Origin of the sequence: Streptomyces sp. NBC_00299, assembly GCF_036173045.1 — a bacterium.
Lineage (GTDB): Bacteria > Actinomycetota > Actinomycetes > Streptomycetales > Streptomycetaceae > Streptomyces > Streptomyces machairae.
Genome location: NZ_CP108039.1, coordinates 4,984,140 through 5,009,704, shown reverse-complemented (window position 1 = coordinate 5,009,704; position 25,565 = coordinate 4,984,140). Strand labels below are relative to the sequence as shown.

General features: G+C 71.5%; 26 protein-coding genes. 10 read left to right on the top strand and 16 right to left on the bottom strand.

Annotated elements, in window-relative coordinates; all coding sequences use genetic code 11:
* Positions 1-78 precede the first annotated feature (78 nt).
* Positions 79-303, bottom strand: coding sequence for a hypothetical protein (locus OHT51_RS22150; protein ID WP_328880664.1), 225 nt, complete (start codon positions 301-303; stop codon positions 79-81).
* A gap of 44 nt (positions 304-347) precedes the next feature.
* Positions 348-581 carry a hypothetical protein gene (locus OHT51_RS22145; protein WP_328880663.1) on the bottom strand — a complete coding sequence of 78 codons (234 nt, stop codon included), beginning with the start codon at positions 579-581 and terminating at the stop codon, positions 348-350.
* Positions 582-696: 115 nt separating this feature from the next.
* Here OHT51_RS22145 and OHT51_RS22140 point away from each other — a divergent pair, with 115 nt between their 5' ends.
* Both OHT51_RS22140 and OHT51_RS22135 read left to right on the top strand, forming a co-directional pair.
* Positions 697-1,221: an ATP-binding protein gene (locus OHT51_RS22140; protein WP_328880662.1), complete on the top strand. Its 525-nt coding sequence runs from the start codon at positions 697-699 to the stop codon at positions 1,219-1,221.
* Between the two features lie 37 nt (positions 1,222-1,258).
* Positions 1,259-1,729, top strand: coding sequence for an NUDIX hydrolase (locus tag OHT51_RS22135; RefSeq protein ID WP_328880661.1), 471 nt, complete (start codon positions 1,259-1,261; stop codon positions 1,727-1,729).
* Here OHT51_RS22135 and OHT51_RS22130 read toward each other — a convergent pair.
* The 9 genes from OHT51_RS22130 to OHT51_RS22090 all read right to left on the bottom strand — a co-directional run bounded on the left by OHT51_RS22130 (position 1,726) and on the right by OHT51_RS22090 (position 15,123).
* Positions 1,726-4,224 (bottom strand): SpoIIE family protein phosphatase, encoded by a 2,499-nt coding sequence (locus OHT51_RS22130; RefSeq protein WP_328880660.1) that lies wholly within the window; start codon positions 4,222-4,224, stop codon positions 1,726-1,728. The genes OHT51_RS22135 and OHT51_RS22130 overlap by 4 nt on opposite strands.
* Before the next feature lie 89 nt (positions 4,225-4,313).
* Positions 4,314-5,102, bottom strand: a complete 789-nt coding sequence (locus tag OHT51_RS22125) for an Fpg/Nei family DNA glycosylase (RefSeq protein WP_328880659.1) — start codon at positions 5,100-5,102, stop codon at positions 4,314-4,316.
* Between the two features lie 100 nt (positions 5,103-5,202).
* Positions 5,203-6,534 carry a TerD family protein gene (locus OHT51_RS22120; RefSeq protein ID WP_328880658.1) on the bottom strand — a complete coding sequence of 444 codons (1,332 nt, stop codon included), beginning with the start codon at positions 6,532-6,534 and terminating at the stop codon, positions 5,203-5,205.
* 62 nt (positions 6,535-6,596) lie between these two features.
* A complete protein-coding gene (locus OHT51_RS22115) occupies positions 6,597-8,597 on the bottom strand; it encodes a beta-galactosidase (protein WP_328880657.1) in 2,001 nt (666 codons plus the stop codon).
* Positions 8,594-9,919, bottom strand: coding sequence for a glycoside hydrolase family 36 protein (locus OHT51_RS22110; protein WP_328880656.1), 1,326 nt, complete (start codon positions 9,917-9,919; stop codon positions 8,594-8,596). The genes OHT51_RS22115 and OHT51_RS22110 overlap by 4 nt, the downstream gene beginning before the upstream one ends.
* A 26-nt stretch (positions 9,920-9,945) precedes the next feature.
* A complete protein-coding gene (locus tag OHT51_RS22105) occupies positions 9,946-10,836 on the bottom strand; it encodes a carbohydrate ABC transporter permease (protein WP_328880655.1) in 891 nt (296 codons plus the stop codon).
* Positions 10,833-11,810, bottom strand: coding sequence for a carbohydrate ABC transporter permease (locus OHT51_RS22100; RefSeq protein WP_328880654.1), 978 nt, complete (start codon positions 11,808-11,810; stop codon positions 10,833-10,835). Before OHT51_RS22100 ends, OHT51_RS22105 begins: the two co-directional genes overlap by 4 nt.
* A 5-nt stretch (positions 11,811-11,815) precedes the next feature.
* Positions 11,816-13,129 (bottom strand): ABC transporter substrate-binding protein, encoded by a 1,314-nt coding sequence (locus tag OHT51_RS22095; protein ID WP_328880653.1) that lies wholly within the window; start codon positions 13,127-13,129, stop codon positions 11,816-11,818.
* 257 nt (positions 13,130-13,386) lie between these two features.
* On the bottom strand, positions 13,387-15,123 hold the full coding sequence (locus OHT51_RS22090; protein ID WP_328880652.1) for a copper resistance CopC/CopD family protein: 1,737 nt from the start codon (positions 15,121-15,123) through the stop codon (positions 13,387-13,389).
* 288 nt (positions 15,124-15,411) lie between these two features.
* Here OHT51_RS22090 and OHT51_RS22085 point away from each other — a divergent pair, with 288 nt between their 5' ends.
* On the top strand, positions 15,412-15,630 hold the full coding sequence (locus OHT51_RS22085; RefSeq protein ID WP_328880651.1) for a hypothetical protein: 219 nt from the start codon (positions 15,412-15,414) through the stop codon (positions 15,628-15,630).
* Between the two features lie 64 nt (positions 15,631-15,694).
* Here OHT51_RS22085 and OHT51_RS22080 read toward each other — a convergent pair whose 3' ends face one another.
* Genes OHT51_RS22080 through OHT51_RS22065 form a run of 4 tightly spaced genes read right to left on the bottom strand, consistent with a single transcriptional unit; the run spans position 15,695 to position 19,746 of the window.
* Positions 15,695-16,468: an SDR family NAD(P)-dependent oxidoreductase gene (locus tag OHT51_RS22080; RefSeq protein WP_328880650.1), complete on the bottom strand. Its 774-nt coding sequence runs from the start codon at positions 16,466-16,468 to the stop codon at positions 15,695-15,697.
* Complete coding sequence (locus OHT51_RS22075) at positions 16,465-16,938, bottom strand: cupin domain-containing protein (RefSeq protein WP_328880649.1); 474 nt, start codon at positions 16,936-16,938, stop codon at positions 16,465-16,467. Before OHT51_RS22075 ends, OHT51_RS22080 begins: the two co-directional genes overlap by 4 nt.
* Entirely contained in the window at positions 16,935-17,534 is a 600-nt protein-coding gene (locus tag OHT51_RS22070; RefSeq protein ID WP_328880648.1) for a GNAT family N-acetyltransferase, read from the bottom strand. The genes OHT51_RS22075 and OHT51_RS22070 overlap by 4 nt, the downstream gene beginning before the upstream one ends.
* Positions 17,527-19,746 carry a penicillin acylase family protein gene (locus OHT51_RS22065; RefSeq protein WP_328880647.1) on the bottom strand — a complete coding sequence of 740 codons (2,220 nt, stop codon included), beginning with the start codon at positions 19,744-19,746 and terminating at the stop codon, positions 17,527-17,529. Before OHT51_RS22065 ends, OHT51_RS22070 begins: the two co-directional genes overlap by 8 nt.
* Before the next feature lie 77 nt (positions 19,747-19,823).
* Between OHT51_RS22065 and OHT51_RS22060 the strand changes: the two genes are divergently transcribed.
* From OHT51_RS22060 to OHT51_RS22040, 5 genes are all read left to right on the top strand, one after another.
* Positions 19,824-20,543, top strand: coding sequence for a siderophore-interacting protein (locus OHT51_RS22060; RefSeq protein WP_328880646.1), 720 nt, complete (start codon positions 19,824-19,826; stop codon positions 20,541-20,543).
* Positions 20,544-20,620: 77 nt separating this feature from the next.
* Positions 20,621-21,205 carry an HhH-GPD-type base excision DNA repair protein gene (locus tag OHT51_RS22055; protein WP_328880645.1) on the top strand — a complete coding sequence of 195 codons (585 nt, stop codon included), beginning with the start codon at positions 20,621-20,623 and terminating at the stop codon, positions 21,203-21,205.
* A 100-nt stretch (positions 21,206-21,305) separates the two neighbouring features.
* Complete coding sequence (locus OHT51_RS22050) at positions 21,306-21,977, top strand: HdeD family acid-resistance protein (protein WP_328880644.1); 672 nt, start codon at positions 21,306-21,308, stop codon at positions 21,975-21,977.
* Positions 21,978-22,063: 86 nt separating this feature from the next.
* Entirely contained in the window at positions 22,064-22,405 is a 342-nt protein-coding gene (locus tag OHT51_RS22045; protein ID WP_328880643.1) for a hypothetical protein, read from the top strand.
* 58 nt (positions 22,406-22,463) lie between these two features.
* Positions 22,464-22,589, top strand: coding sequence for a hypothetical protein (locus tag OHT51_RS22040; RefSeq protein ID WP_328880642.1), 126 nt, complete (start codon positions 22,464-22,466; stop codon positions 22,587-22,589).
* 48 nt (positions 22,590-22,637) lie between these two features.
* Here OHT51_RS22040 and OHT51_RS22035 read toward each other — a convergent pair whose 3' ends face one another.
* Positions 22,638-24,284, bottom strand: a complete 1,647-nt coding sequence (locus tag OHT51_RS22035) for a helicase HerA-like domain-containing protein (protein ID WP_328880641.1) — start codon at positions 24,282-24,284, stop codon at positions 22,638-22,640.
* Between the two features lie 193 nt (positions 24,285-24,477).
* On the opposite strand from OHT51_RS22035, the gene OHT51_RS22030 reads away from it, so the two are divergent.
* Positions 24,478-24,774 carry a type II toxin-antitoxin system VapB family antitoxin gene (locus OHT51_RS22030; RefSeq protein ID WP_003999914.1) on the top strand — a complete coding sequence of 99 codons (297 nt, stop codon included), beginning with the start codon at positions 24,478-24,480 and terminating at the stop codon, positions 24,772-24,774.
* 137 nt (positions 24,775-24,911) lie between these two features.
* Positions 24,912-25,523: a LytR C-terminal domain-containing protein gene (locus OHT51_RS22025; protein ID WP_328884399.1), complete on the top strand. Its 612-nt coding sequence runs from the start codon at positions 24,912-24,914 to the stop codon at positions 25,521-25,523.
* Positions 25,524-25,565: the final 42 nt, after the last annotated feature.

Sequence of the window (25,565 nt, the reverse complement as noted above, 5' to 3'; positions counted from 1 at the left end):
GGCCTGCATTGGTCGGAGTGGATCTTACAGAGCACCCGAACTCGCCAGTAACCTGCCTCGCCACCCGCCAGGCTGCCGTCAGCCGCCCGCCTCGGGGCCCCAGCGATCGGGACCCACTCCCCGCCAGTCGATCCACGACACCTCCGCCACGTCCGACGGGTCGATCTCCAGCCCGGCCCTGCGGAGGAACTCCGCCACGTCGGCCACGTTGTGCGCCAGCCCGAGGATCTCGCCGTCGACGCGCACGCGTCGGCCTCCCGTGGCGGACGGTGGATGCACGGTCACGCGTATCGGTGCGGACATGTCCTCAGGATCATCCGGGAAGTCGGGCCCTGCACCCCAGCTCGTCATCGACGCTGCCGCCCGTGCCCGTCCCCGCCCGAACGCCCCAGGTCACGCAGGTCCCACCAGGCGGCGGGGCTGGGGCGCCGTTGCTGCCAGAAGGGATGGAAGAACACCTCGGCCGACAGCCGGTACAGGCGTCGGCGCAACTCCGTGCGGCCGGGACGCTCGGCCAGCTGCCGGTAGGTGGCGCTCCACTCCCGCTGTGCCTGGGCGAGGTCGTCGGGAAATGTTCGCATGGCCAAATTCAATCATGTGTTCGATTTTTCAGGCCACACCAGTGATCCCCGTGTGACTCACTGGTTTCCTGCCGAGCCCGTTCCGGCGGCCCGCACGGCGCTAGCGTTGGATCCCGTGATCGTATGGATCAACGGAACCCACGGTGCGGGCAAGACAACGACCAGTGCGCTCGTGCAGCAGCTGCTCCCGGACTCACGGGTGTTCGACGCCGAGAAGGTCGGCGAGACACTCATGGACATCACACCGGGGCTGCCCGGGACGGACAACTTCCAGCACTGGCCGCCGTGGCGGCCGCTCGTCGTCGAGACCGCCCGCCGCGTACTCGACTACACCGGCGGCACGCTGGTGATGCCGATGACCGTCCTGGTCGAGGAGTACTGGCGTGAGATCAGCGCGGGCCTCGCCCAGCACGCCATTCCAGTACGGCACTTCGTCCTCCACGCCGACCAGGTGACCCTGCGCGGGCGTATCGCGGACGACACTGTGGTCGGGCCCAACTCCTCGTTCCGTCTCAAGTACCTGGAGCCCTACGCCGAGGCGGCCCGCACCTGGCTGCACGGCGAGGCCGAGGTCGTGGACACCACGCACCTCACGCCCGCCCAGGCCGCCGTGCGGATCGCAGAGGCCGTCAAGGGCTGAGGTCGGGCCGCGGTCCCCCGGCAGGAAGGAACCCACCGTGGCACGCACCGAGTACTACGACGACCCGAACGCACCCACGCCGAACAGCCTGGTCGTCGCGGCCTCGGCCGTCGTCACGGACGGGCAGGGGCGGATTCTGCTGCAGCGCCGGTGGGACAACGGCCTCTGGGCCCTGCCGGGCGGCGGCATGGAGCTCGCGGACTCGCTGCCCGGGGCGGCTGTCCGGGAGGTGCGGGAGGAGACCGGTCTGGACGTGGAGATCACCGGGCTCGTCGGGACGTACACCGACCCGAGGCATGTCATCGCCTACTCGGACGGTGAGGTGCGGCGGCAGTTCAACGTCTGCTTCACCGCACGCGTCATCGGCGGACGGCTCGCGTCGTCGGACGAGTCCACCGGCATTCGGTTCGTGGCTCCCGACGAACTGGACGGCCTCCCCATGCATCACACCCAGCGGCTGCGGCTTCGGCACTTCCTGGAGGCGCGGGAGCGGCCGTATCTCGGCTAGCCGGGCGCGTTCGTCCGGCTCGGCGGGCTCGCAACCGGTGAGACGCCGGCCGGCGGCACCGGCTCCAGCGGCTGTTCCGCCCAGATCGTCTTGCCCGTGGCTGTCTGGCGGGTGCCCCAGCGCTGGGTGAGCTGGGCGACGAGGAGGAGGCCTCGGCCGCCCTCGTCGTAGGTGCGGGCGCGGCGGAGGTGGGGGGCGGTGTTGCCGCCGTCGGAGACCTCGCAGATGAGGGAGTCGTCGTGGGTGAGGTGGATGAGGCGGAGCTGGATCGGGGGTTCCGCGTGCCGGATGGCGTTGGTGACGAGTTCGCTGACGACGAGTTCCGTGACGAACGCGGCGTCCTCCAGGTCCCAGGCGTCCAGCTGGGCCAGCGCGTCCTTGCGGGTCTGGGCGACGGCGGAGGGGTCGGCCGGTACGTCCCAGGTGGCGACCTGGGAGGCGTCGAGTGCCCGGGCGCGGGCGATGAGCAGGGCCACGTCGTCCGGCGGGCGGGGCGGCAGCAGATCGGTGAGGATCCTGTCGCACAGGCCGTCCAGGCTCGGCTCCGGGCCCGTGAGCAGCCTGCGGAGGAGGCGGATGCCGTCGTCGAGGTCGCGGTCCGGGGACTCGATGAGCCCGTTGGTGTAGAGGGCGAGCAGACTGCCCTCCGGCAGGTCGATCTCGGCCGCCTCGAAGGGCAGGCCGCCCAGGCCCAGCGGCGGGCCGACCGGAAGGTCGAGGAGTTCGGCGGTGCCCTCGGGGCTCACCACGGCCGGCAGCGGATGCCCGGCCCGGGCGAGGGTGCAGCGCTGGGAGATCGGGTCGTACACGGCGTACAGGCAGGTCGCCCCGACCTCGCCGGCGGGCTCGGAGTGCGCGTCGGCCGACCGTCCTGCCTCGCGTTCCGTGGCCAGACGGGCCACGAGGTCGTCGAGGTGGGTGAGCAGTTCGTCCGGGGGGAGATCGATGTCGGCGAGCGTGCGTACGGCCGTCCGCAGCCGGCCCATCGTCGCGGAGGCGTGGATGCCGTGGCCGACGATGTCGCCGACGACCAGCGCCACCCGCGCCCCGGACAGCGGGATCACGTCGAACCAGTCACCGCCGACGCCGGCGTGCGCGCCGGCCGGGAGGTAGCGGGACGCCACCTCTATCGCCGCCTGCTTGGGCAGCCGCTGCGGCAGCAGGCTGCGCTGGAGCATCACGGCGGTGCCGCGTTCGCGGGTGTAGCGGCGGGCGTTGTCGATGGAGACGGCGGCCCTGGCCGCCAGCTCCTCGGCCAGCACCAGGTCGTCCTGCTGGAAGGCCTGGGACTTGCGGTGACGGGTGAAGACGGCGACACCCAGCGTGGTTCCGCGGGCCGTCAGCGGTACCGCCATCACCGAGTGGACGCCGAACTCGCGGACCCGGGCGCCCCGGGCCGGGTCACGGGCGACCAGCCGCGTGATCTCGGGGTGTGTCATCTCGTACACCGCGGACCGTCCCGAGCGGAGCGTCACGACCGGCGCGGTGCCCTCCGGGTACTCGTCCACGTCGCCCATCGCCACGACCGCCTCCGGCATGCCCGGGGTCACGGACTGGTGGGCGGCCCGGCGCATCACCACGGGGCCGGGCGGCGGCCCGCCCTCGGGGAGCGGCTCGTGCAGGTCCTCAAGGGAGGTCAGCAGGTCGACCGTGGCGAAGTCGGCGAGTTCCGGGACCGTCACGTCCGCCAGCTCCTGCGCCGTACGCATCACGTCGAGGGTGGTGCCGATGCGCCGGCCCGCCTCGGCGATCAGCTGGAGGCGCTTGCGGGCCCAGTGCTGCTCGGTCATGTCGTGCGCGGTGAGGCAGACGCCCCGCACCTCGCCCGCCGGGTCGCGCAGGGCCGACAGGAAGATCGACCAGGCGTGCTCGCGGGTCTCACCCTCCGCGCGCAGGAAGTTCTCGTTGTACTGCGGTTCGCCCGTCTCCAGGACCCGCACCATGCTCTCCTCCGCCCGGTCGCCGGCCGGGTTGTCCACGATCTCGTTGACCCGCAGGCCGAGCATGTCCGCCTCGGTGAGGGCGACCGAGCGTTCCATGTCCGCGTTGGCGCGGCGCAGCCGGAGCCGGGTGTCGTAGAGCGCCAGAGCGCAGCAGGGGGACTGGGCGAAACTCCAGGTCACGAAGGGGTCGTCAGCGAGTGGCGGGGGCTGCTGATTGCTCAGGGCCGTCACCAGGAACCATTCGCCGGTCCTGTGGTGGGCGAGGACCTTGATCTCCAGCCGTCGGCCGTCGCGGTGCCGGACCGGGACCGTGCCGTGCCATCTCGGCAGCCGGGCGAACGGGGGCAGGTCCGGCGGGAGAGGCCCGGCCGCCAGCTCGGCCGCCGGGCGCCCGACGATCTGTTCGGCCGAGTAGCCCAGGAGCTGCTCGGCGCCCGCGTTCCACCCGGTCACCGTGCCGTGTTCGTCGACGGTGACGCGGGCCGTGAGCGCCTCGCCGACCACATCGTCCAGCGGACGTGTCGTCCGGCCGGTGATGACGGGCTCGTCCATGATCGTTCATCTCGCTCTCGCCGAGATTCACCTGGATCCTGAACCGGCCCGCGCACGTCGGGCCGTCGTTTCGAGGTCGTCTGCCACCCTCACGCCCCCTTCTCCTGGCACCCCGGACACCACACCGTCGTCCGGCCTGCCATGCGGGTGCGGCGCAGGTGCGTGCCGCAGCGGGGGCAGTGCGGGTCGGGGTCGTCACGGTGGCCGGTGAGCCAGGTGGGGCGAGGGGGAACCCGGCCGGCGGCGACCGCGGGGCGCAGGGTGCGGCGCATCTCGGTGTAGAGGCGGCGGCGCTCGGGCTCGGCGAGGACGTTGGCCGGGGTGTGCGGCCGCAGCCTCGCCCGCCAAAGGATCTCGTCCGCCAGGAGGTTGCCGAGGCCCGCCAGGGCCGACTGGTCGATCAGGACCGACTTGACGCGTCCGCGATGCGAGGCGAGTACGTCCTCGAACTCCTCGCGGTCCACCGTCAGGGCGTCGGGCCCCTGGTCCCGCAGCAGCCGTACGACGTCGAAGTCGTCGCCGGCCAGCCAGAGGCCCTGGAGTTTACGCTGGTCACGGTAGCGGAGCTGGTGGTCGCGGGCGACGGTGAGCAGGACGCGGTCGTGGGGCTCGGCCGCGTCGTCCGGGTGGGCGCAGAGCAGCAGGCCGGTCATGCCGAAGTGCAGCGCGAGGGTCGGGCCGCCGGTGCGGGCGAGCAGCCACTTGCCGTGCCGCTCCGCCCTGGTGACGCGCCGCCCCTCCAGCGAGGCCCGCAGCCGCCGTGCGCTCACGCCGTGCAGGACGCCCGGGTCGCGGACATCGACGCGGCGGATGGTCCGGCCCTTCGCGCAGGACTGGAGCACGTTCCGGAAACCCTCGACGTCTGGCAGCTCAGGCATGGCGGACGGCCTTCGCGGTTGGATGCCGTGCTCTTATCTGTTTTGCCCCGTTTAGGGGACTTCTCACCTCGCCGGGCCCGGGCGTCGGGCCGGCGTCGGCTCAGCGCCGCTTGAACTCCACCGGCCCCGCGTTCATCTCGACGGTGCCGTCCACGTGCAGGACCGGGCGGCGCTCGGTCATACGGGCGCTGTAGGCCTCGACGTGCTGGATCTCCGCCCCGTCGGACGCGGTGAAGTCGACGAGGGCGATGGCCACCCAGTACCGGGTCTTCGTGTTCTCGAAGAGCGGGACGGTGACGGTCGAGCCGCGCCCGTCGGTGACGACGACCTTCGCCCCGAAGCTGCGGAAGGAGCCGAAGCCGTTGCTGAGCGCGGAGTAGGCGCAGAGCAGGACGTAGCCCTGCTGGTCGGGGCGGACGATACGGAGTGTCTCGCGGCCGGGGACGCGGGCGTCGCCGTCGAGGTGGATGAAGGGAGGGTTCTTCCGCGAGCCGAGGCGCTTGTAGTAGACGACGTCCGCGCCCTTGCCCTTGTGCGCGGTGTCCGAGGCGCGCGGGGGACGCGAGCCCTTCTTCGGCGTGAGGAGGGTGCCGGGGGCCTGATCGCCGCGTATCGCCTTCGACGCCGGCACGAACAGGGCGTAGAGGTCGAGGTCGGCGCCCCGTTTGCGGCGCTGCTCGCTGCCGCCGTCCCACTCCAGGGTCGCGGTGACCACCAGCTTGCGGTCCGCCTTGTCCAGGCTCAGCGCGACCTGGCCGCCCTTGTCGAGGCTGATCGTGCCGAGCGGGGGCTTGCGCAGGCTCATCGGGGGCGCGGTCGGGGCCGGCTGCGCCGCGCCGGCGGGCGGCTCGGACGGCATCGGCGCCCGTGACGCCACCCGCTGCTCGGGCTCCTCGGCCGCTTCCGGCTCCTCCGCCTCCGCCACGTCTATGCCGAAGTCGGTGGCGAGCCCGGCCAGCCCGTCGGCGTACCCCTGGCCGATGGCGCGCAGCTTCCAGGCCTCGCCCCTGCGGTAGAGCTCCATCAGGAGTACGGCGCGTTCGCCGTCGGTGAGGGCCGGCGGGCGGAAGTCGACCGGGTCGGCGCCGACTTGGGAGGCGCGGACGAGCACGTCCTTGACCTCGCGGAAGGTGCGTTGCACGTCGTCGGGATCGCAGCTCCCGACCAGGACCACCCGGTCCACGTCCGCCGGGAGCGCGGCCGGGTCCATCTCGATGCGCTCGGGGCCCCCGCTGTCGGCGGCGAGGTGCCGGACGGCACCGGACTCGGCGGACGGCTGGTTGTAGAAGACCAGGTCGTCGTCGGACCGGACCTTGCCGTCCGCCGCCACCAGCAGGGCACTGAGGTCGACCGTGCCGCCCACGGCGTGCAGCTCGGCGACGACGGGCCCGGAGCCCACCGCGATGTTCCCGCCCTTGGTCAGCTCCGGCATGCCGCCCCACCCCTCGAAGATCCCCCGGTGATTTCCCGCCACCATGCCACACGGCGGGATGCTCAGCGCGGCTCGCGCACCACCGCCGTCTCGCCCGCCGGAACACTGACCGAACCCGGCACCACCTTGCCGGTCAGCAGGTCCGTGGCGTCCGACGCGACGGCCACATGGACGGGACGGTCGGTGTGGTTGACGAGGAAGAGGTAGTCGGCGTCCGCACCCCGCCGCAGGACCGCCTCGACGCCCTCCGGGGTGCTGCGCACCGGCTCCACGCCCGCCTCGCGGCGGATACGGTCCAGGAGCGCGGCCAGGGTCGTCGGGTCGGGAAGAGTGGCCACGTACCAACTCACCCCGGACCCGGTGCTGTTGCGCGTCACCGCCGGTACGCCGCTCAGCGGACCGGTCGTGTACGACTCGACCGGATCGGCGCCGGACAGCCGTACCCGCTCCGACCACAGGGTCCCCGTGCCGCCGCCGCTCAGCCCGACCGGCTCCCCCGGCAGCAGCGGGAACAGCTCGTCGGTCCGTACCCCGAGCGCCTCCCGGAACGCGCCCGGGTAACCGCCCAGCCGGACATGGCAGTTCTCGTCGACCGCACCGCCGTGGAAGCCGACCGCCAGGGTGCCGCCGTCCGACGCGAAGGCCGTCAGATTCCTCGCGCCCGCGTCGTCCACCAGGTACAGCGAGGGGGCCAGCACCAGCCGGTAGGCCGACAGGTCCGCGTCGGGGCGTACGAAGTCCACCGCGATGCCTGCCCGCCACAGCGGCTCGTACCAGGCGCGGACCAGGTCCTGGAAGCGCAGCTCGGCGCTCGGCTGGGAGGGCAGCTCCATCGCCCAGCGGGAGTTCCAGTCCCAGACGATGGCCACCTGGGCCGGGACCGTACTGCCCCTGACCTCGGCCAACGCCCGCAGATCAGCGCCGAGCCGGACCACGTCCCGCCAGATCTGGCTGTCCGTGCCCGCGTGCGGGAGCATCGCCGAGTGCCACTGCTCGGCGCCCGCCTTCGCCGCGCGCCACTGGAAGTACGCGATGCCGTCGGCGCCCCGGGCCACGTGCGCCAGGGCATTGCGCCGCAGCTCGCCCGGGCCCTTGGCCCTGTTCACCGGCTGCCAGTTCACCGCGCCCGTCGAGTGCTCCATCAGCAGCCAGGGGCCGCCCGCGAGGGAGCGGACCAGGTCGCCGCTGAGCGCGACGTCGATCTCGGACTCGGGATCGGCCGACTGGAGGTAGTGGTCGTTGGAGACGATGTCCAGCTTCGGGGCCCAGCGCCAGTAGTCGAGGGCGTCGAAGTTGTACATCACCATGAAGTTGGTGGTGGCGGGGATCCGAGGGGCCGCCGCCAGCAGAAGATCGCGCTCCGCCTCGTACAGCGACAGCAGTTCGTCGCTGCAGAAGCGGCGCCAGTCCAGCTGGTGGGTGGGGTTCGGGACGGCGCCGGTGGGGCGGGGCGGGAGGATCTCGTCCCAGTCGTAGTACCACTGGCTCCAGAAGCGGGTGCCCCAGGCGTCGTTGAGGGCGGCGAGATCGTCCGCGTACCGCGCCCGCAGCCAGCGCCGGAAGGCGGCCGCGCTCTCGTCGCAGTAGCACTCGGCGTTGTGGCAGCCGTACTCGTTGTGGACGTGCCACATCACCAGCGCCGGGTGCTGCGCGTAACGCCCGGCCAGCGCCCGCGCCATCCGCAGCGCGGCGTCGCGGTAGGCGGGGCTCGACGGGCAGAACGTCTGGCGGCTGCCGTACGACAGCCCCCTGCCGTCCCTGTCGACGGGCAGCGCCTCGGGGTGGGCTCGGAAGAACCACGCCGGGGGCGCCGCCGTCGGGGTCGCGAGGTCGGCCGCTATGCCGTGGGCATGCAGCAGGTCCAGGACGCGGTCCAGGAGGGAGAAGTCGTACTCGCCCTCCTTCGGCTCCAGCAGCGCCCACGAGAAGATGCCGACGCTGACCATGGTGACCCCGGCCTCGCGCATCAGGCGCATGTCCTCGGCCCAGACCTCCTCGGGCCACTGCTCGGGGTTGTAGTCGCCGCCGTAGGCGATGCCCTCGACGGACAGTTCCCGCTTCATCGGGCGCCCCCGGACAGCAGCCGGCGCGTCGTCGCCACGCCCCACTCGTCCAGCGAGAGCAGTCGGTCGCTGGACGCCATCAGACCGCCCGTCGCCTCGATGTGCGCCGCCCACTGCTCACGGGTCTCCACCGCCGGGCGGGCCATCAGGCAGTCGGGGTCGTTGATCCAGAGGCGCCCGTGCTGCCACTGCCGGCCGGCGCCGGTGAACTCGGCCGGATCCTGGCCGGGTTGGCTGTGGTCGTCGGCCTCGGGGCGGCGGTGCGGGGCCGTGTCGGGGCTGACCCGCATCGCGTCGAACAGGCCGATGGACGCGAGCAGGGGTGCCCCGCAGCCCAGCAGGTAGGCGTCGTCGCCGATGGCCTCGCGGATCAGCTCGATCCCGGAACGGTACGCCGTCAGCGCGGCTGCGTCCCCGTCGTCTCCGTCGTGCCGTACGCCGTCCAGGGCGCCCGCGTAGAGGAAGTCGACCTTGAAGTAGTCGTAGCCCTCGGCGCGCAGGGTCCGGAAGACCTCCGTCAGGTACGCCGCCGCGTCGGGGTGCGTGGTGTCCAGGACGCGCAGGTCGTGGCCCCAGTTGCGGCCGGCGTGCGTGAAGCCGCCGTCGGTGTCGCGGACCAGCCACTCGGGGTGCTCGGCGGCCAGGTCGCTCGCCGGGTCGACCAGGAAGGGTGCCGTCCAGATGCCGGCGCGGCGGCCCCTCGCCCGGATCGCGTCGGCGATGCCCGCGCGGGAACGGAAGCGGCCGGAGAGGGTGAGCCAGTCGCCGAGGGCCTTCTGGTAGCCGTCGTCGATCTGGACGACGTCGACGGGCAGGTCGAGGGTGTCCATCGCACGGAGGTTCTCGTGGATGTCGTCCTCGGTGACGGCGGTGAAGTACTCGTACCAGGAGCACCAGACGGTGGGCGCCGGGCGGGGGGCCGACAGCTGGAGGCCCTCGGCCCAGTCGCCCAGTACCGACTGGATGGTGGCGCCCGTCCACTCCTTCACCGGCCCGTCGGCGCTGACCTCCGCCGTGTCCCCGTCGACGACCAGGCGGATCGACGGCACCGCGCGGGTCGGCTCGACGGCCGCCCACAGGCGTACGGGTGAGCCGTCGCCGGGGTCCAGGGCCAGCAGCCCCTCGCCCTGGAAGGCTCCCTCGGGGACGGAGACGCCAGGCCGGTAACAGACCGTCGCCCAGTTGTCGTTGGTCGGACGGTACGGCTTGTCGCCGAGGGCGTAGGAGCCACTGGGGCTCCAGGACTGCCAGCCCTCCTCGTGGACGAGGGCGGTGCGCGTGTCCACGGGCACGGAGGCGACGGGGGTGAAGAGGTGGTGCACGGGTGTCTCTTTCAAGAAAGGGGCCGTCAGCCCTTGTTGGCGCCCAGCGTCAGACCGCTGACGAACTGCCGCTGGAGCACGAAGTACACGATCAGCGTGGGGATCGCGGTGAGCAGAGCGCCTGCGGCGACCAGGTTCGGGTCCGTGAAGTACGCGCCGGTGAGGTTGTTCAGCGCCGAGGTGATCGGCATGTTCTCGCCGGTCGAGATCAGGACGAGGGCCCAGAAGAAGTCGTTGTAGATCCAGATGGACAACAGCGTCGCCAGGGCCGCCATCGCCGGGCGGCACAGCGGCAGCACGATCTGCCAGTACTGCCGCCACACCGAGGCGCCGTCGACCAGCGCGGCCTCGGTCAGCTCGTGCGGCAGCGAGCGCATGTAGTTGCTGAGCACGAAGGCGCAGAAGCCCGACTGGAAGGCGACATGAATCAACACCAGGCCGAGCGCGGAGTCGTAGAGCTTGCCGCTCATCGTGATGCCGGGCAGGTCGATCAGCAGGTACAGCCGGTACAGCGGGGTGATGATGACCTGCTGCGGCAGCAGGTTGCCCGCCGTGAAGACCAGCAGCAGCGCCAGGTTGATGCGGAAGTCGAAACGGCTCACGTAGAAGGCGACCATCGAGGACAGGAACAGCGTCACCAGCACCGCCGGCACGGCGATGATCATGGTGTTGACGAAGTAGTGGCTCATGTCCGACTGCGTGAACGCGTTCGTGAAGTTGTCGAAGTTCAGCGTGTCCGGCCAGGACACGTATCCCTTCTCGCTCGTCTCCGAGTACGGCCGCAGCGCCGCATAGATCGCCCAGGCCAGCGGCGCGAGCCAGGCCAGCGCCGCGCCGGCGAGGAAGACGTGCAGCAGGATCCGGGCGGGGCGGACGGGGGCGCGCTTCTTGCCGAGCGCGAGGGTGCCGGTGCTCATGCGCGCCGCTCCTTACGGAAGGTGGCCACCAGGTAGGGAATGATCACGACGAGGGAGATCAGCAGCAGGACCACCGCGATCGCGGAGCCGTATCCGATGCGGCTGGACTCGCCGATGATGTTGTTGGTGACCAGGATCGAGAGCAGCTCGGTGCCCTCGGCGCCCTTGTTGAAGACGAAGACCAGGTCGAAGGCGCGCAGGGCCTCGATGATGGTGACGACCAGGACGACGGTGTTGGTGGGGCGCAGCGTCGGGAAGATGACGTTCTTGAACGTCTGCCACTCGCCCGCACCGTCGAGCGCTGACGCCTCCCGCAGGGACGGGTCGACGCCCTTCAGGCCGGCCAGGTACAGGATCATCATGTAGCCGGTGTGGCGCCAGGACGCGGCGATGAGGATCGCCCAGAGGTTGAGGTCCGGGTCGCCGATCCAGTCGATGTACTTGCCGGGCTCGTTGGCCCCGATGATGCTGTTGATCAGGCCGGTGTCGGGGTTGTAGATCAGCTGCCAGACAAAGCCGATGACAGCCATCGACAGCACGACCGGCAGGAAGAACGCGGTCTGGTACACCCTGCTGAACCGGATCTTCTTGTCCAACTGCACGGCCAGGAACAGGCCGAGCGGGGTCGGGATCGCGATCAGGACGACGAACCAGATGACGTTGTGCTGGACGGCGGGCCAGAACTGCGGGTTCTGCTCGAATAGTTCCTTGAAATTCTGCAGCCCGACCCACTGGATCGAGTCGAAGCCGATCCCGTCCCAGGTGGTGAAGGCCAGCGCGATCGAGGCCAGCGCCGTGACCCAGACGAGCGCGATGTGCAGGACGGTCGGCAGGCCCGCCATCAGCCCGAGGGTGAGCCGGTCGCGGCGGGTCAGCAGACGGCGGTGCCCGTGGGGCACCTTCTTGGCGGGGGCAGCGCCCGGAGACGGCACGGCGGCCGCCTCCGGGATCTCCTTGGTGGTTTCTGTGGTCATGTCGATCAGCCGGACGCGAAGATCGTCTTCTTCTGGCGCTCGATCGAGGACAGCAGGCTGTCCACGCCCTTGGGGTCGCGGATGAACTTCTGCAGCGCGGGCTGCATCACGGTCGACGTGAAGTCGGGGCGGCTGTCACGGTCCATGAACTGGGTCAGGGACTTGGCGCCGGCGATCATGTCGTACGCCTTCTTCTGCAGCGCCGTGTACGAGGAGGTGTCGGCCTTGGTGGAGGCGTGGACCGAGCTCGGGTCGGACTTGAGATAGACGCTCTCGGCCTCCGGCGTGCCCAGGAACTCCAGCAGCTTGACGGCCTCGGCCTTGTTCTTCGGGCTCTTGCTCATCATGAAGCCGTCGGTCGGCGCCTCGACGGTGTCCTGCCCGAACTGCGGGTCGATCTCCGGGAACGCGAAGAAGTCGAGGTCGTCCAGGGCGGCCTTGTCGGTGAACTGCTGGGCCACGAAGGTGCCGAGCAGATACATGCCGGCCTTCTTCGAGGCGAGCGTCTGGGCCGCGTCCTGCCAGGTACGGCCGACGGCGCCCTCCTGGTGGTACGGAAGGATCTCGGTCCACAGGTCGAAGACCTTGCGCACCTTGGCGTCGGTCCAGGAGGCCTTGCCGCCCATCAGGTCGACGTGGAAGTCGTAGCCGTTCTGGCGGAAGTTGATCTGGTCGAAGGTGCCGAGCGCGGGCCAGGCGTCCTTGTCGCCGAAGGCGATCGGGACCAGCTTGTCCTTCTGCATCTGCTTGCACAGCGCCACGAAGTCGTCCCAGGTGGTGGGGACTTCGTAGCCGTTCTCCCGGAAGACGCTCTTCCGGTAGAAGACCGCCCACGGGTACGTGTACAGCGGCACGAAGTAGTACTTGCCGTCCTCGCCCTTGCTGAGCTTCTTCATCGCGTCGGGGAAGTTGCCCCCGATGGTCTGCCACACGTCGTCGATCGGGGTGGTGAGGCCCTTGGCCGCGAAGAACTGCATCCGGTAGCCGGCGAACCAGGTGAAAACGTCGTCCGGCGTGCCCTGGAGGTAGGAGTTGATCTGCTCCTGGAAGGTGTTGGAGTCCTTGGTGTTCACGTCGACCGTGATGCCGGACTTCTTCTTGTAGGCCGCGTAGATGTCCGCGAACGCCTTCTTCGGCACGGCGTCGGAAGCCTTGGAGCCGAGGGTGACGGTCTTCGGGTCGCTCGCCGTACCGCTGCCGCCGCAGGCGCTGAGCAGCGGAATGCCCGCGCCGAGTACGGCGGTGCCGCCTATGCCGCGCAGCAGGGTGCGACGACTCGGCGAGGGCAGTGAGAGACCGGAGGGGGAGAAGTGCTGCATCTACGGCTCCTGAGGGCAGGGTTCGATCATGAGGGCGGGACGCGTCGAAGTCCGTCGTAACCGATCAGAAATCAACTTGACCGAACACGATGGCGCAATAACAGCCGTATGTCCGGTCATGCGTCAAGGGATGTCGATCGACGTTTCGGAAACGTGACCGATATCTCGGACCTGGAGGTCACCGTCAGGATGATCGAATCCGGGAACGTTCACGGCGCTGGCGGCCCTGCCGTCGAGGCGCGTGTACGGCACAGGTTCTAGCGGACGGTCACGGTCCTGGTCTCGCTCACCTGGTCGACCTCCGACGTCCGCACGGTCACCTTCATCTCCCACTTCCCGGCGAGGGGCAGGTTGAGGAAGCTGTTGCCCCAGTAGCCGCCCTTGTCGGCGACTCCGGCGTCGATGGGACCGACGTCCTTGGCCGGAAGGGTGAAGGAGACGCGCAGTTCGGGGACGGTGGCGACGCCGCCGTCGGGGCCGAAGACGATGGCCTCGATGGAGTTGTCGCCGACCCGGCCCGGGTCGAGGGTGATCTGCACCTTGCCGTGGCCCCCCTGGGTGCCGACGTCGAAGGGGACCACGGTCACGGAGGCGCCGATCACCGCGGGCGACTCCGCCGCCGCCTCGGCCTGCGCGCGGCCGGGCAGGGTGCTGGTGAGGATCGTGGTGACCGCCAGCACCGCGGCACCGACGGCGACCTCGGCCAGGACGGAACGGCGCAGCGCCCGGCGCTGCGGGTCGGTCGACGGCGGTACGTCGGCCTGTGGCGCCTCGGGCAGCGCGGGCGGCCCGCCGACAGGCTCGGGAACCCGTTCGTGCTCCTTCTCGGCCACGACCGCCGGCGCGTCGGCCGTCGCCAGCCGCGCCGTCCAGCGCCGGGACACGGCCGCCGCCGCGAGCAGCAGAGCCACCGCGACGAGCTTGAGGACGAGGAGCCTGCCGTACGTCGTGCCGGTGAGCGCGTCCCAGGAGCCGAGGCCGCGCCAGGACTGATAGACGCCGGTGACGACCAGGACGGTCACGGAGGCGAACGCGAGGCGGGAGAAGCGGGTGACCGCGGCCGGGGTCAGGCGGGCGCGGTACAGCGTCGCGAGCAGCGCCGCGAGACCGCCCATCCACACCGCCGTGGCCAGCAGGTGCAGCGCCGATGACGTCATCGCCACGGGCACCTGGATGCCGGCGGAGGCGTGCTCGCCGGCGGCCCAGGTCACGGCGAGACCGACGGCGAGGGCGGCGCCCGCCCAGCCGTAGGGCTTACGGCGCCCGGTGAGCCGTACGAGATAGACGGCGGCGACGGCCAGGAGGCCCAGCCGGGCCAGCAGGACCGCGCCCGGGCGGCTTGTCAGGGTGCGGGAGAGGGAGTCGACGCTCAGGGCTCCCAGGGGGCCCTCGCCCGTCTCGTACGGGGCGCGCAGCACCAGCAGGGCGAGGGTGGCCGCGAGGAGGGTCCACCAGGCGGCCCTCAGCAGCTTGCGGAGCACCGGGGCGTCCGGTGGGCGGCAGACCGCCATGAAGGTCGCGGCGCCGATGAGCAGGGCGGCGGCGAGGTAGGCCAGATAGCGGGCGATGTTGTAGAGGCTCTTGGTCGCCGGGTCCTCGGCGGGCCCGGTGTCCACGGTGGCCGTCGTCAGGGACGGCTTCCCGACGGAGAACGTGAACGCCCCGGACACCGGGTGACTGTCGGCCGACACCACCCGCCACGCCACCGTGTACGTGCCCTCGGCCAGCTTCGCGGGCAGCGTCACCCGGGCGCTGTCACCGCCGTCCGAGCCGTGCTCCGGCTCACCCGTGCGCAGCCGCCGGCCCTCGGGGTCCAGCACACGGAAGGAGTCGTCGAGCAGGCCGACGGACTCCGTGAAGGTCAGGGTGAGGTGACGGGGGGCCGACTTGAGGACGCTTCCGTCCTCGGGGTCGGTGGCGCGAAGGGCGGCATGGGCCGACGCGGGGGCGGTGCCGCCGAGGAGCAACAGGACCAGCAGGGTGCCGAGCAGCACCAGCCGTTGAACTCCTCGCCGCCCCTGGATTCGGCGCCGCGCTCGTCGTCGGTCATCGCACCCCACGTGTGTCACATCTCCGTCGTCGGACTCGAGGCCTCAGAGGTATGTACGTACACGAAGGCCTTCGGGCTCAGCGCGCCGGGCAACGGTTTTGTCCGCACGAGTGGGAAGCGGCGGCCTGGGGCGGCCATGCGATTGACTGGGCCCGCAACGACCGAAACGACGCGCGATTCATGGGGGCCATGAAGTGACGAGCAGCGACATTCCGGCGATACCGGACGCGGTGTGGCTGGAGGAACGGCTGGGCAAGGGGCGGCCGCCGACAGCCTCCCCGTGCTGGCCGTGCTGCTCGGTCTGATCGCCGAGTCGAGCGAGGCCCTGGACTCGGCCGACGACGCCGTGCGCGTGGCCGCCGCCACCGAACTGCGCACGCGCATGATCGAGGTGGATCTCCTGGTGGACGACTCCGTGATCTGGGACAGGATCTTCGGGTGCTTCGACTGAGGACGCGGCCGACGAGAAGACGTCACCGCGGCGACCTGCGAGAGACGGTCCGCCGGGCGGCTCCTCACCACGTCGGCCGAGCCGACACCCCGCCGTCCACCACCAGGTCATGCCCGGTGACCCAGGACGCCAGCCCCGACGCCAGGAACACACACACGTCCCCCACGTCCTCCGGCCGCCCCAGTCGTCCCGTCGGCGCCGCCCGCTCCCACCGCCGCACCCCCTCCGGCCACGCCTCCTCCAGCCCGTCCCGGTGGATCAGCCCGGGCGAGACCGTGTTGACGCGGATACCGAAGGGGCCGTACTCCAGGGCGGCCGAACGGGCGTGCATCACAACGGCCGCCTTGGCGGCGCAGTAGTGGGCGTGCAGGGGTGCCGGATGCGTCGCCTCGATGGAGGCGATGTGGGTCACCGAGCCGCCGCCCTCCTGCCCGCGCATCACCTCGGCCGCGGCCTGCGTACACGCGAACACGCTCGTCAGGTCGGGGTCCACGACCGCCCGCCACTGCGCCACGGTCATGCCCGCCAGCTCCTGCGTCGGTTGTACGCCCGCGTTGTTGACCAGCGCGGTCAGTCGCCCGTCACCCCAGTCGGCGGCCTCCCCCACCACGCGTCGGCAGACGTCCTCCTCGGCCAGATCCCCCCGCACGACGAGCGCCCGCCCACCCGACTCCCGGATACGGGACGCCACTTTCCCGGCCACCTCCACCGCCGTACGGCAATGCAGGACGACCGCCGCCCCCTCCTGCGCGAACCGCATGGCGATCCCGCGCCCGATGCCGCCACCCGCTCCCGTGACGAGGGCGACCTGTCCTTCGAGGAGTCCGCGTCCAGTCATGGACGGCACAGTGCCGCGATTCGCGCGGCCTCGGAGGGATAGCGCGCCGTCAGCTCCGCCAGGTCGCCGTGCTCGTAGCCCTCGTAGGTGAAACCGGGCGCCATCGTGCAGCCGAAGAAGGACCAGGAACCGCCCTCCGCCACCCGCGCCCCCATCCAGGTCCCGGCGGGAACGGTGAGCTGGATGTGCCCGCCCCGCAGGACGTCGGGGCCGAGCACGGCGGTGCGCGATGTGCCGTCGGGGGCGAGGAGGAGCAGTTCCAGCGGGTCGCCCAGATAGAAGTGCCAGACCTCGTCGGACGGCAGACGGTGCAGGGCCGAGAAGTCGTCCGCGGTGAGCAGGACGACTATCGCGGTCCCCTGCCGCCGTCCGTCGGGCAGCTCGGGCCCCGCCCAGGTCTGCCGGAACAGCCCGCCCTCGCGCGGGATCGGCTCCAGTGAGTAGTGCGCGACGAGGTCTTCGGGGGTCACGCCCGGAAGGCTACCTCCCGGGTCAGGAACGCGAGTTGGGCCTTCTTCTCCGGGATGTACACGTCCGGGAGGTCGACCTCCGGCAGCACGACCGCCGGGCCGGCCGCGAAGCCCTGCCTGAGGAAGCGGGCGACGGCCTTTTCATTGGCTACATCCGGGTCGACGACCACCCGTCGGCGGTCCAGGGTGCCGAAGACGTACGACGCGACGACGGCCAGCAGCGCCGAGGTCCAGCCGGACCGCGCGCCCCCGGGACCGGCGGGCGCCAGCAACAGGTGGATGCCGATGTCGCCCGGAAGGACCTCGTAGCACTCGCTGACCCGGTCCGCCTCCGGCTCGTACGTCTGGAGCACCGCCACCGGGTCCCCGTCCAGCGCCACGAGGAAGGCGTGGTGGGTGTCGAGGGTGTCCATGTGGGCGTAGATCCCGGCCACCTGGTCCCTGGTCAGGCCGTTCATGCCCCAGAAGGAGGCCCGTTCCTGGCTGACCCAGCCGTGCAGGAGGTCGGCGTCGGCGTGCGGGGCGAGGGGGCGGATGCGGACGGTGCCGAATCCGTCGACGGCCTGCTCGTGGACTACTGCGGACGGCTCAGACATCGGATTCCTTCTCGAACTCGGTGAAATCGGTGACGACCGGGACCAGATCTCCCCCGACCCACAGGGGGAGCTGGTCGCGGTGGTGGGGCGAGGCGGGGATGCCGGACGCGCCGAGCGGGACCACCCAGCGGCTCGCCTCGCGGTCGGCCAGGTCCCAGACGTAGCGGGCGGCGGGGCCGCGCGCGCTCAGGTCGGTGAGGCCGGGCACGGCGGAGGTGCACAGCACGCAGTCGTGGTCGCCGGAGAGGCCGGGTCCGTCGTACGGGCCGGTGGGGAGCGCCCGCCACGGGGCGAGGCGGTGGGTGTCGCCCCAGGTGCCGGTGAGCTGCCCGGCGGTCGCGGCGGCGACTTCCTCGACCGCCTCGCGGACGATCTCGGCGCGGTCGATGCCGTACAACTCCTCGGCGCGTAGCAGGTGTTCGAGGGCGAAGCCGACGCGCGGGAGCAGGGCCAGCCAGGGGAGGAGTACCTCCGGGTAGGCGGGCGGGGCGGACAGCGCGGCGAATGCCGGGTGCGCGGCGAGTCGCCGTACGACCGCACCGCGCACCGCCGCGTACCCGGCCGCGGCCACGCTGTCCGCGTCCATGCGGCGGTCCCAGGCGAGGAGGGTCCGGCGGATGCGGGCAGCCGCGGGGGTGAGGGTTTCGAGGGCACGAAGCACCCCCAACAAGGGTTCCGCGGAGGCGAGTTGGGTGTCCATGTGGATCGCCGGCATGTCGGCGGCCGACCAGTGGTCCTGCTCGCCCAGCAGGGCCGTGATGCGGTCGGCGCGATGGGGCGGGGCGAACTCGACGCCCAGGGGTGCGGCGAGGCCGCGCTGGTTGGCCATGGCGGCGACGCCGTCGGTGAGGCCGCCGCGGGGCGTCTCGTGCCAGCCGCCCCAGTCGTGGCCGGGCTGCCAGGCGGGCACGAGCCGGGTGCGGTTGGCCTCGGAGCGCACCGGCACCTTCCCGGCGACGCGGTGCAGCAGGCCGCCCTCGGTGTCGGCGGCCTGGACGACGTTGACGGGCTCGGCCCACAGGTCGACGGCCCGGTCGACGTCGGTGACGCTGCGGGCGCGGAGGAGGGGGAGGAGAGCACTGAAGCCGAGGTCGGCGGTGACGCGGGGCGGGTAGCGGAGGGTGACGGCGAGGGGGCCGTCGGCCAGGACGTGCCCGGCGGAGAAACCTTCCTGCAACAACTCTTCGGACAGCCCGTCCTGCGACCCCTCGGCCAACCCTTCGGACAGCCCGTCCGGCACCCCCTCGGCCAACCCTTCGGACAGCCCGTCCGGCACCCCCTCGGACAACCCTTCCGGCCCTCCGATGATCACCGGCCCCCGCTCCGTCTCGATCACCTCGACCTCGACCGGCTCCTCCCCCGCGACCGCCACGACCTCGTTGTGCCGCACCGCCCGCCGCCAGACCCCGTCCGGGTCCAGGGCCTCCACGCCCGCACCCGTGCGCCGCAGCCGCTCCCGGTACAGGTCCTGGTAGTCGGCCATGGCGTTGGTGATGGCCCAGGCGACCGTGCCGGTGTGGCCGAAGTGGGCGATGCCGGGGACGCCGGGGACGGCGAGGCCGATGACGTCGAACTCGGGGCAGGAGAGGTGGATCTGCTGGTAGACCCCGGGCTCCTCGATGAAGCGGTGCGGGTCGCCGGCGATGATCGCGTGTCCGGTGACGGTCCGTTCCCCGCTCACCAGCCAGCCGTTGCTGCCGGAGGTCGCGGGCCCGTCGGCGGCGAACAGCCCGACCGCGTCGGCGCCGAGATGCCGTACGACCTGCTCACGCCAGAGCTTGGCCGGGAAGCCCGCGAAGAGGATGTGGATGCCGAGCCAGATGCCGAGCGGGGTCCAGGGTTCCCAGCGGCCGGGGGCGAGCCCGGCCCGCGCGAACTCCGGGCTGCGGCGGGCGCCTTCGGCCAGACTCTCGTTGACCCCGTCGACGTACGCCCGCACCCACTCCGACGTCTCCGGGTCCCGTCTTTCCAACGCGTCGAAACAACGTCTCGCCGTGTCGTCGAGGCGGGCCCGTCTGACGAACCGGTCCCAGGGCAGGGCCTCGGCGCCGAGGAAGGACGCGGACGTGCCCTGGGACCGGTGCCGCTCCACCTCCAGCTGCCAGGCCCGGTCCAGGGCGGTGACGCGGCCCTGGACCCGGGCGAGTTCCCTCGCTCCGTCGGCGCGGAGATGCGGTATGCCCCAGGCATCACGGAAGATCTCGCCGGTCACCTGTGCCCCTCCTTTGTTTTAGGTTAGGCTTCCCTAAGTTATTGGTGCGGGAATCGTACGCGAAGGGTGAAGACACCATGGGGCAGGGGCACGGCTGGGAGGGCGCGGTCCTGAAGCTGCTGCGCGCCAAGGACTTCGTGTTCACGGTGACGGGCGCCGAGGACGTGACGCCGCAGTACCGCCGCGTCCACCTCGAGGACGGCGGCATGCTCGCGGTGACCGGCGTCCATCCCACGATGTGGGTCCGGCTGTGGTTCGACAACGCGGGCAAGCCGCACCAGCGCGCGTACACCCTGGTCGACGCCGACCCGGAGGCCGGCACCTTCAGCCTGGAGTTCGCCCTGCACGAGGGGTGCGCGAGCGACTGGGCGCGGGCGGCGCAGCCCGGCGACACGATCGAGGCGACCGTCCACGGCACGGACTTCACCCAACCCGACCCGGCCCCCTCCCACGTCTTCGCCATCGCGGACACGGCCTCCCTCCCCGCCCTCAACTCCCTCCTCTCGGCCCTGGACTCCGCGCCGGCGACGGTGTGGTTCGAGGGCGAGCGTGACGGCCTGCCCTTCCGGACGGCCGAGGCCCGGCACGACGTACGGACCCTGCCCAGGCGCGACGCCGGGGCCCACCTGGTCACCCAGGTGAAGGAGGCCCTGCCCGACCTCCTCAAGAGCACCGCGGAGCCGTACGTCTGGATCGCCTGCGACACAGCGACGACCCGCGCCCTGACCTCCTACGTCCGCAAGGAACTGGGCCTGCCGAAGCAGCGGGTGAACGCGCTGGGGTACTGGCGCCCCTGACCGGGCAGGGACGCGGACCCCTTGCGCGTCCCTGCCCCCGCGCGCGTCCGGTCGGCGCGCGCGGGATGATCGGGGTCATGGACGTCACCCTGCATCTCGCACAGGACCCCGAGGCCGACGCACTCCTCGGCCGCAGCCCGCTCGCCGCGCTGGTCGGCATGCTGCTGGACCAGCAGGTTCCGATGGAGTGGGCGTTCAAGGGGCCCCGCACGATCGCGGACCGGCTCGGCGCGGACGACCTCGACGCGCACGACATCGCGGCGCAGGACCCCGACGCCTTCGTGGCCCTGCTGTCCGAGAAACCGGCCGTGCACCGCTACCCGGGCTCCATGGCCAAGCGGATCCAGCAGCTGTGCCAGTACCTCGTCGAGCACTACGACGGGGAGGCCGAGCTCGTCTGGAAGGGCGTCACCGACGGCCGTGAACTGCTGCGCCGCCTGGAGGACCTGCCCGGCTTCGGCAAGCAGAAGGCCCAGATCTTCCTCGCCCTCCTCGGCAAGCAACTGGGCGTGCGCCCCGCGGGCTGGCAGGAGGCCGCGGGCGCGTACGGCGAGCCGCAGGCCTTCCGCTCCGTCGCCGACATCACGGGCCCCGAGTCCCTGACCAAGGTGCGCGCGCACAAGCAGGAGATGAAGGCGGCGGCGAAGGCGGCGCGGAAGTAGGCGGCGCGGCAGCAGCCCCCGGCCACGGCGAGCGACCGGCCGTCAGCCGACTGGACCGCCCCGAATGGCGGGCGGAACGGGGACGTTCCCAGCATGGAGCATGACCGAGTCACCGGGTGGCCCCCTCGGGGGCCGGGACTATGACGACCGGCGGGTTCATGCGGGGCATCCGCCCGGGGCGGGGGCGGCGCGGGAGGCCGAGCCCGCCTTCGAGGGGCCCCTGCACGTCCTGTCCCGGGCCGCCTGGCAGGTCGTGCTGGGCACCGGGGTCTGCTCGCTGGTGCTGGGCATCCTGGTCCTGGTCTGGCCGGATGCCCCGCTCTTCGTCTCCGGGGTCCTCTTCGGCCTCTACCTCCTGATCAGCGGCGTCTTCCAGCTGGTCTCCGCGTTCGGCACGCACCGGACGACCTCGCTGCGGGTGCTGGCCTTCGTCAGCGGCACCGTGTCGGTCCTCCTCGGCCTGTTCTGCTTCCGCCGCCCGATGCAGTCGATCTTGCTGCTCGCCCTGTGGATCGGCATCGGCTGGCTCTTCCGTGGCGTCACCCAGACCCTGGCCGCCGCCTCCGACAAGTCCATGCCGGCCCGCGGCTGGCAGATCTTCCTCGGCGTCGTCACCGTCGTCGGCGGAATCGTGCTGATCGACTCCCCGATCGAGTCGGTCACCGTGCTGATGCTGCTCGGTGGGTGCTGGCTGGTGGCGGTCGGTGCCGTCGAGATCGTCATCGGAATCCGGATGCGCAAGCGGGCGCGCCAGGTCCCGCACGAGCTGTGAGACGCGCCGCGGATCAGTACGCCGTGCGGGCGTATCTCACCCCGAACGGGATGAACGCCGTACGGCACCCGGGGAGATGACCTTCCGTGAGTACCGCGAGTACCGCACGCCGCCCCTCGCGCAGCCGCGCCTGGCTGCGGGTCCTCGTGCTGCTGCTCGCGCTGCTGGTGCCGGGCGCGCACGCTCAGGCACACGCCCTGCCCGTCGTGGCGGGCGCCTTGGGCGAGGTCGCCGAGCACGACGTCCTCGACACGGCCCTGCGGCCGGCGGCCCGCGGCGACCGGCGCAGCGCCGTACGCCCGGCACGGTCGGGTACCGACCCGCAGCCGAAGCCCGCGCGATGCGTCCGGGCGGGCCCGACGCCTGCCGAGCCGCCACGGCCGCCGTATCTCACACACGTCCTGCGCACTGTGGTCCTGCGCTGCTGACAGACCCCCGCGACGAGGTCAGTCAGTACGGCAACAAGGAGCCACAAGGAGCACAGCCATGCCCACCGACCACTACGCCGTCCTGCGCGCCCTGCTGCGCGCGGAATCCGTACGCAACACGCCGAAGCCGCAGCCGCAGAAGGAGAAGCCGCAGCACGCCCCGAAGGAACGGGGGCGCGGCTGACACGGGCGCGGCGGAGGCGGGCCCCACCGGGTCCACCGGTCTGCGGGGCTACCGCCTCCGCCGCGCCGTGCCGAAGACCGACCGGGTGATCTCCCGCCCGATCTGCGAACCGAGCGACCGGGCGAGGGACTTGAACATGCCGCTCCCGACGACCTGCTCGACGACGGAAGGCTGCTCCTTCCGCTCACCCCGCTCCTCCCGCTCCTGCCGCCGGCCCCTGCGCTCCCCGGCCGCCGTGGCCTCGCGCATCTCGTCCGGACCCTTCGCGCCGCGGGACGTCTGGAGCCGCTCGTACGCCGACTCCCTGTCCACAGCCTGTGCATACCGCCCGTACAGCGCGGACGCCGTCACCGCCCGCTCCAGCGCGCCGGCCTCGACCGGCCCCATCAGCGACTCGGGGGCCCGCAGCCGCGTCGCGGCGACCGGGGTCGGGGCGCCCCTCTCGCTGAGCACCGTCACCACGGCCTCGCCGGTGCCGAGGCCGGTGAGGAGTTCCTCCAGGTCGTACGCCGAGTTGGGGAAGGTCTTCACCGTGGCCTTGAGCGCCTTCTGATCGTCCGGCGTGAAGGCGCGCAGTGCGTGCTGGATGCGGTTGCCGAGCTGGCCGAGCACATCGGCGGGGACGTCCTTCGGCGTCTGCGTCACGAAGAAGACGCCGACCCCTTTCGAGCGAATCAGCCGCACGGTCTGCGCGATCGAGTCCAGGAAGGCCTTGGACGCGTCGTCGAACAGCAGATGCGCCTCGTCGAAGAAGAACACGAGCTTCGGCTTGTCGGCGTCCCCGACCTCGGGCAGGTCGTGGAAGAGGTCCGCGAGCAGCCACATCAGGAACGTCGAGAACAGCTGCGGTCTGTCCTGCACGGCGGCCAGTTCGAGGACCGACACGACGCCCCGCCCGTCGGATGCCGTCCGCAGGAACTCGCTCGTGTCGAACTCCGGCTCCCCGAAGAAGTCCGCCATGCCCTGCGCCTCGAAGGCGGTCAGGGAGCGCAGGATCACCCCGGCGGTGGCGGTCGAGAGCCCGCCGATGTTCCTGAGCTCCCCCTTGCCCTCGTCCGAAGTGAGGAAGGCGACGACCGCCCTGAGGTCCTTGAGGTCGACCAGCTCCAGGCCCTTGGTGTCGGCGTAGTGGAAGATCAGGCCGAGGGACTGCTCCTGGGTCTGGTTGAGCCGGAGCACCTTGGACAGCAGGACCGGACCGAAGCTGGTGACCGTGGCCCGTACGGGAATGCCGTGGCCGATGCCCCCGAGGGCGTAGAACTCGGCGGGGAAGCCGGTCGCCGCCCACTCCTGGTGGACCTCGGCGGCACGTGAGCGCACCTTGTCGTTCGCCTGGCCCGGCGCCGCGACCCCGGACAGGTCGCCCTTGATGTCCGCCAGGAACACCGGCACACCCTGCGCCGACAGCTGCTCGGCGATCAGCTGGAGCGTCTTGGTCTTGCCGGTGCCGGTGGCGCCCGCGACCAGGCCGTGCCGGTTCAGCATGGGCAACGGCACCCGGACCTGCGCGTCGGGCAGGCACCGGCCGTCCCAGAGCAGGGCGCCCAGATCGAGGGCGGGGCCGCCGAAGGCATACCCGGCGGCGATCTCCAGGGCCTCCTGCGGCAGCGCGGCGGCAGTGCCCCGCGTCCCGGCGGCCCCGGCCGACGACACGGTCCCCGGCCCGCCCTTGGCCCTGCTCTCTCGCTCGCTCATGCCAGACCTCCGCCCACTGAAATTTCCGACGTACCCCCGTTCGGAGCAACCCGTCGCACCACCCCGCCTGCCCGTCGATCTGGCCGTCGCCGTCTCGATCTTTGCCGATTCATTCCGTTTGCCCCGGCTTTTCCAGCGTCGCACTGCGCCGCCATGGCTGCGCCCGGAAGGTCTTGACCGGTAGGCTTTCCGTGTGATCTTCAAGCGCATCGGAAACGGCCGGCCGTACCCCGACCACGGCCGGGAAAGCACCCGGCAGTGGGCGGACGTCGCGCCGCGCCCGGTCCGCCTCGATCAGCTCGTGACGACCAAGGGCCAGCTCGATCTGGAAACCCTGCTCGCCGAGGACTCGACGTTCTACGGCGACCTCTTCGCGCACGTCGTGAAGTGGCAGGGCGACCTGTATCTGGAGGACGGCCTGCACCGCGCGGTGCGCGCGGCGCTCCAGCAGCGCCAGGTGCTGCACGCGCGCGTCCTCGAACTGGACTGAAACCGGGGCCGGACCACTCCCGGGCGCCACTTGTTGGCCCTTTCGGGTTGGACCGGGCGGTATCGAATGATCATCTAGTAGGCATTGCCGCTCGGGCGCACTACGCTGCGCCCATGAGCATGCTGACTCCCCCGGGCATGGGCGGCCAGTACCGGATCAAGGGGGACAAGTACCCGCGAATGCGCCGTCCGCGGCGGCGCGGCAGGCTCGTCGTCCTCACCGTCGCCTCGGCCGCCGTACTAGGCATGATCGGCTGGGGCACTCTGCAGCTCATCGATGTCTTCACCGACGGCGGAAAGGCCTCGGCGGCCGGTCCGAAGGCCGACTGCGGGTCCCGGGCCACGCCCTCGGCCACCGCCGCGGCGGCCCTGCCCAAGCCGGGCGGGATCACCGTCAACGTGTTCAACGCCACGACCCGCAGCGGCCTCGCCAAGCAGACCGCGGACGAGCTGAAGAAGCGCGGCTTCAAGATCGGCGACGTGGGCAACGCGGCCAAGGAGTTCGACAAGAAGGTCAAGGGCACCGGGCTGCTGCTCGGCCCGTCGTCGTCCCTGGACACCGCGCTGCCCGTCCTGGGCACCCAGCTCGGCACCGCAGAGCGCCGCACCGACGCCGCGCGCAAGGGCCCGGCCGTCGACCTGATCATCGGCAACGGCTTCAAGGAGCTCGCGAAGAAGGCGGACGCCGACAAGGCGCTGGCCGCGCTGGCCAACCCCGAGCCGACGCCCACCGGCAAGAAGAGCTGCTGAGGGAAAGCAGGGCCACTCAGCCTCGTGGGGCCCGTTCGGCAG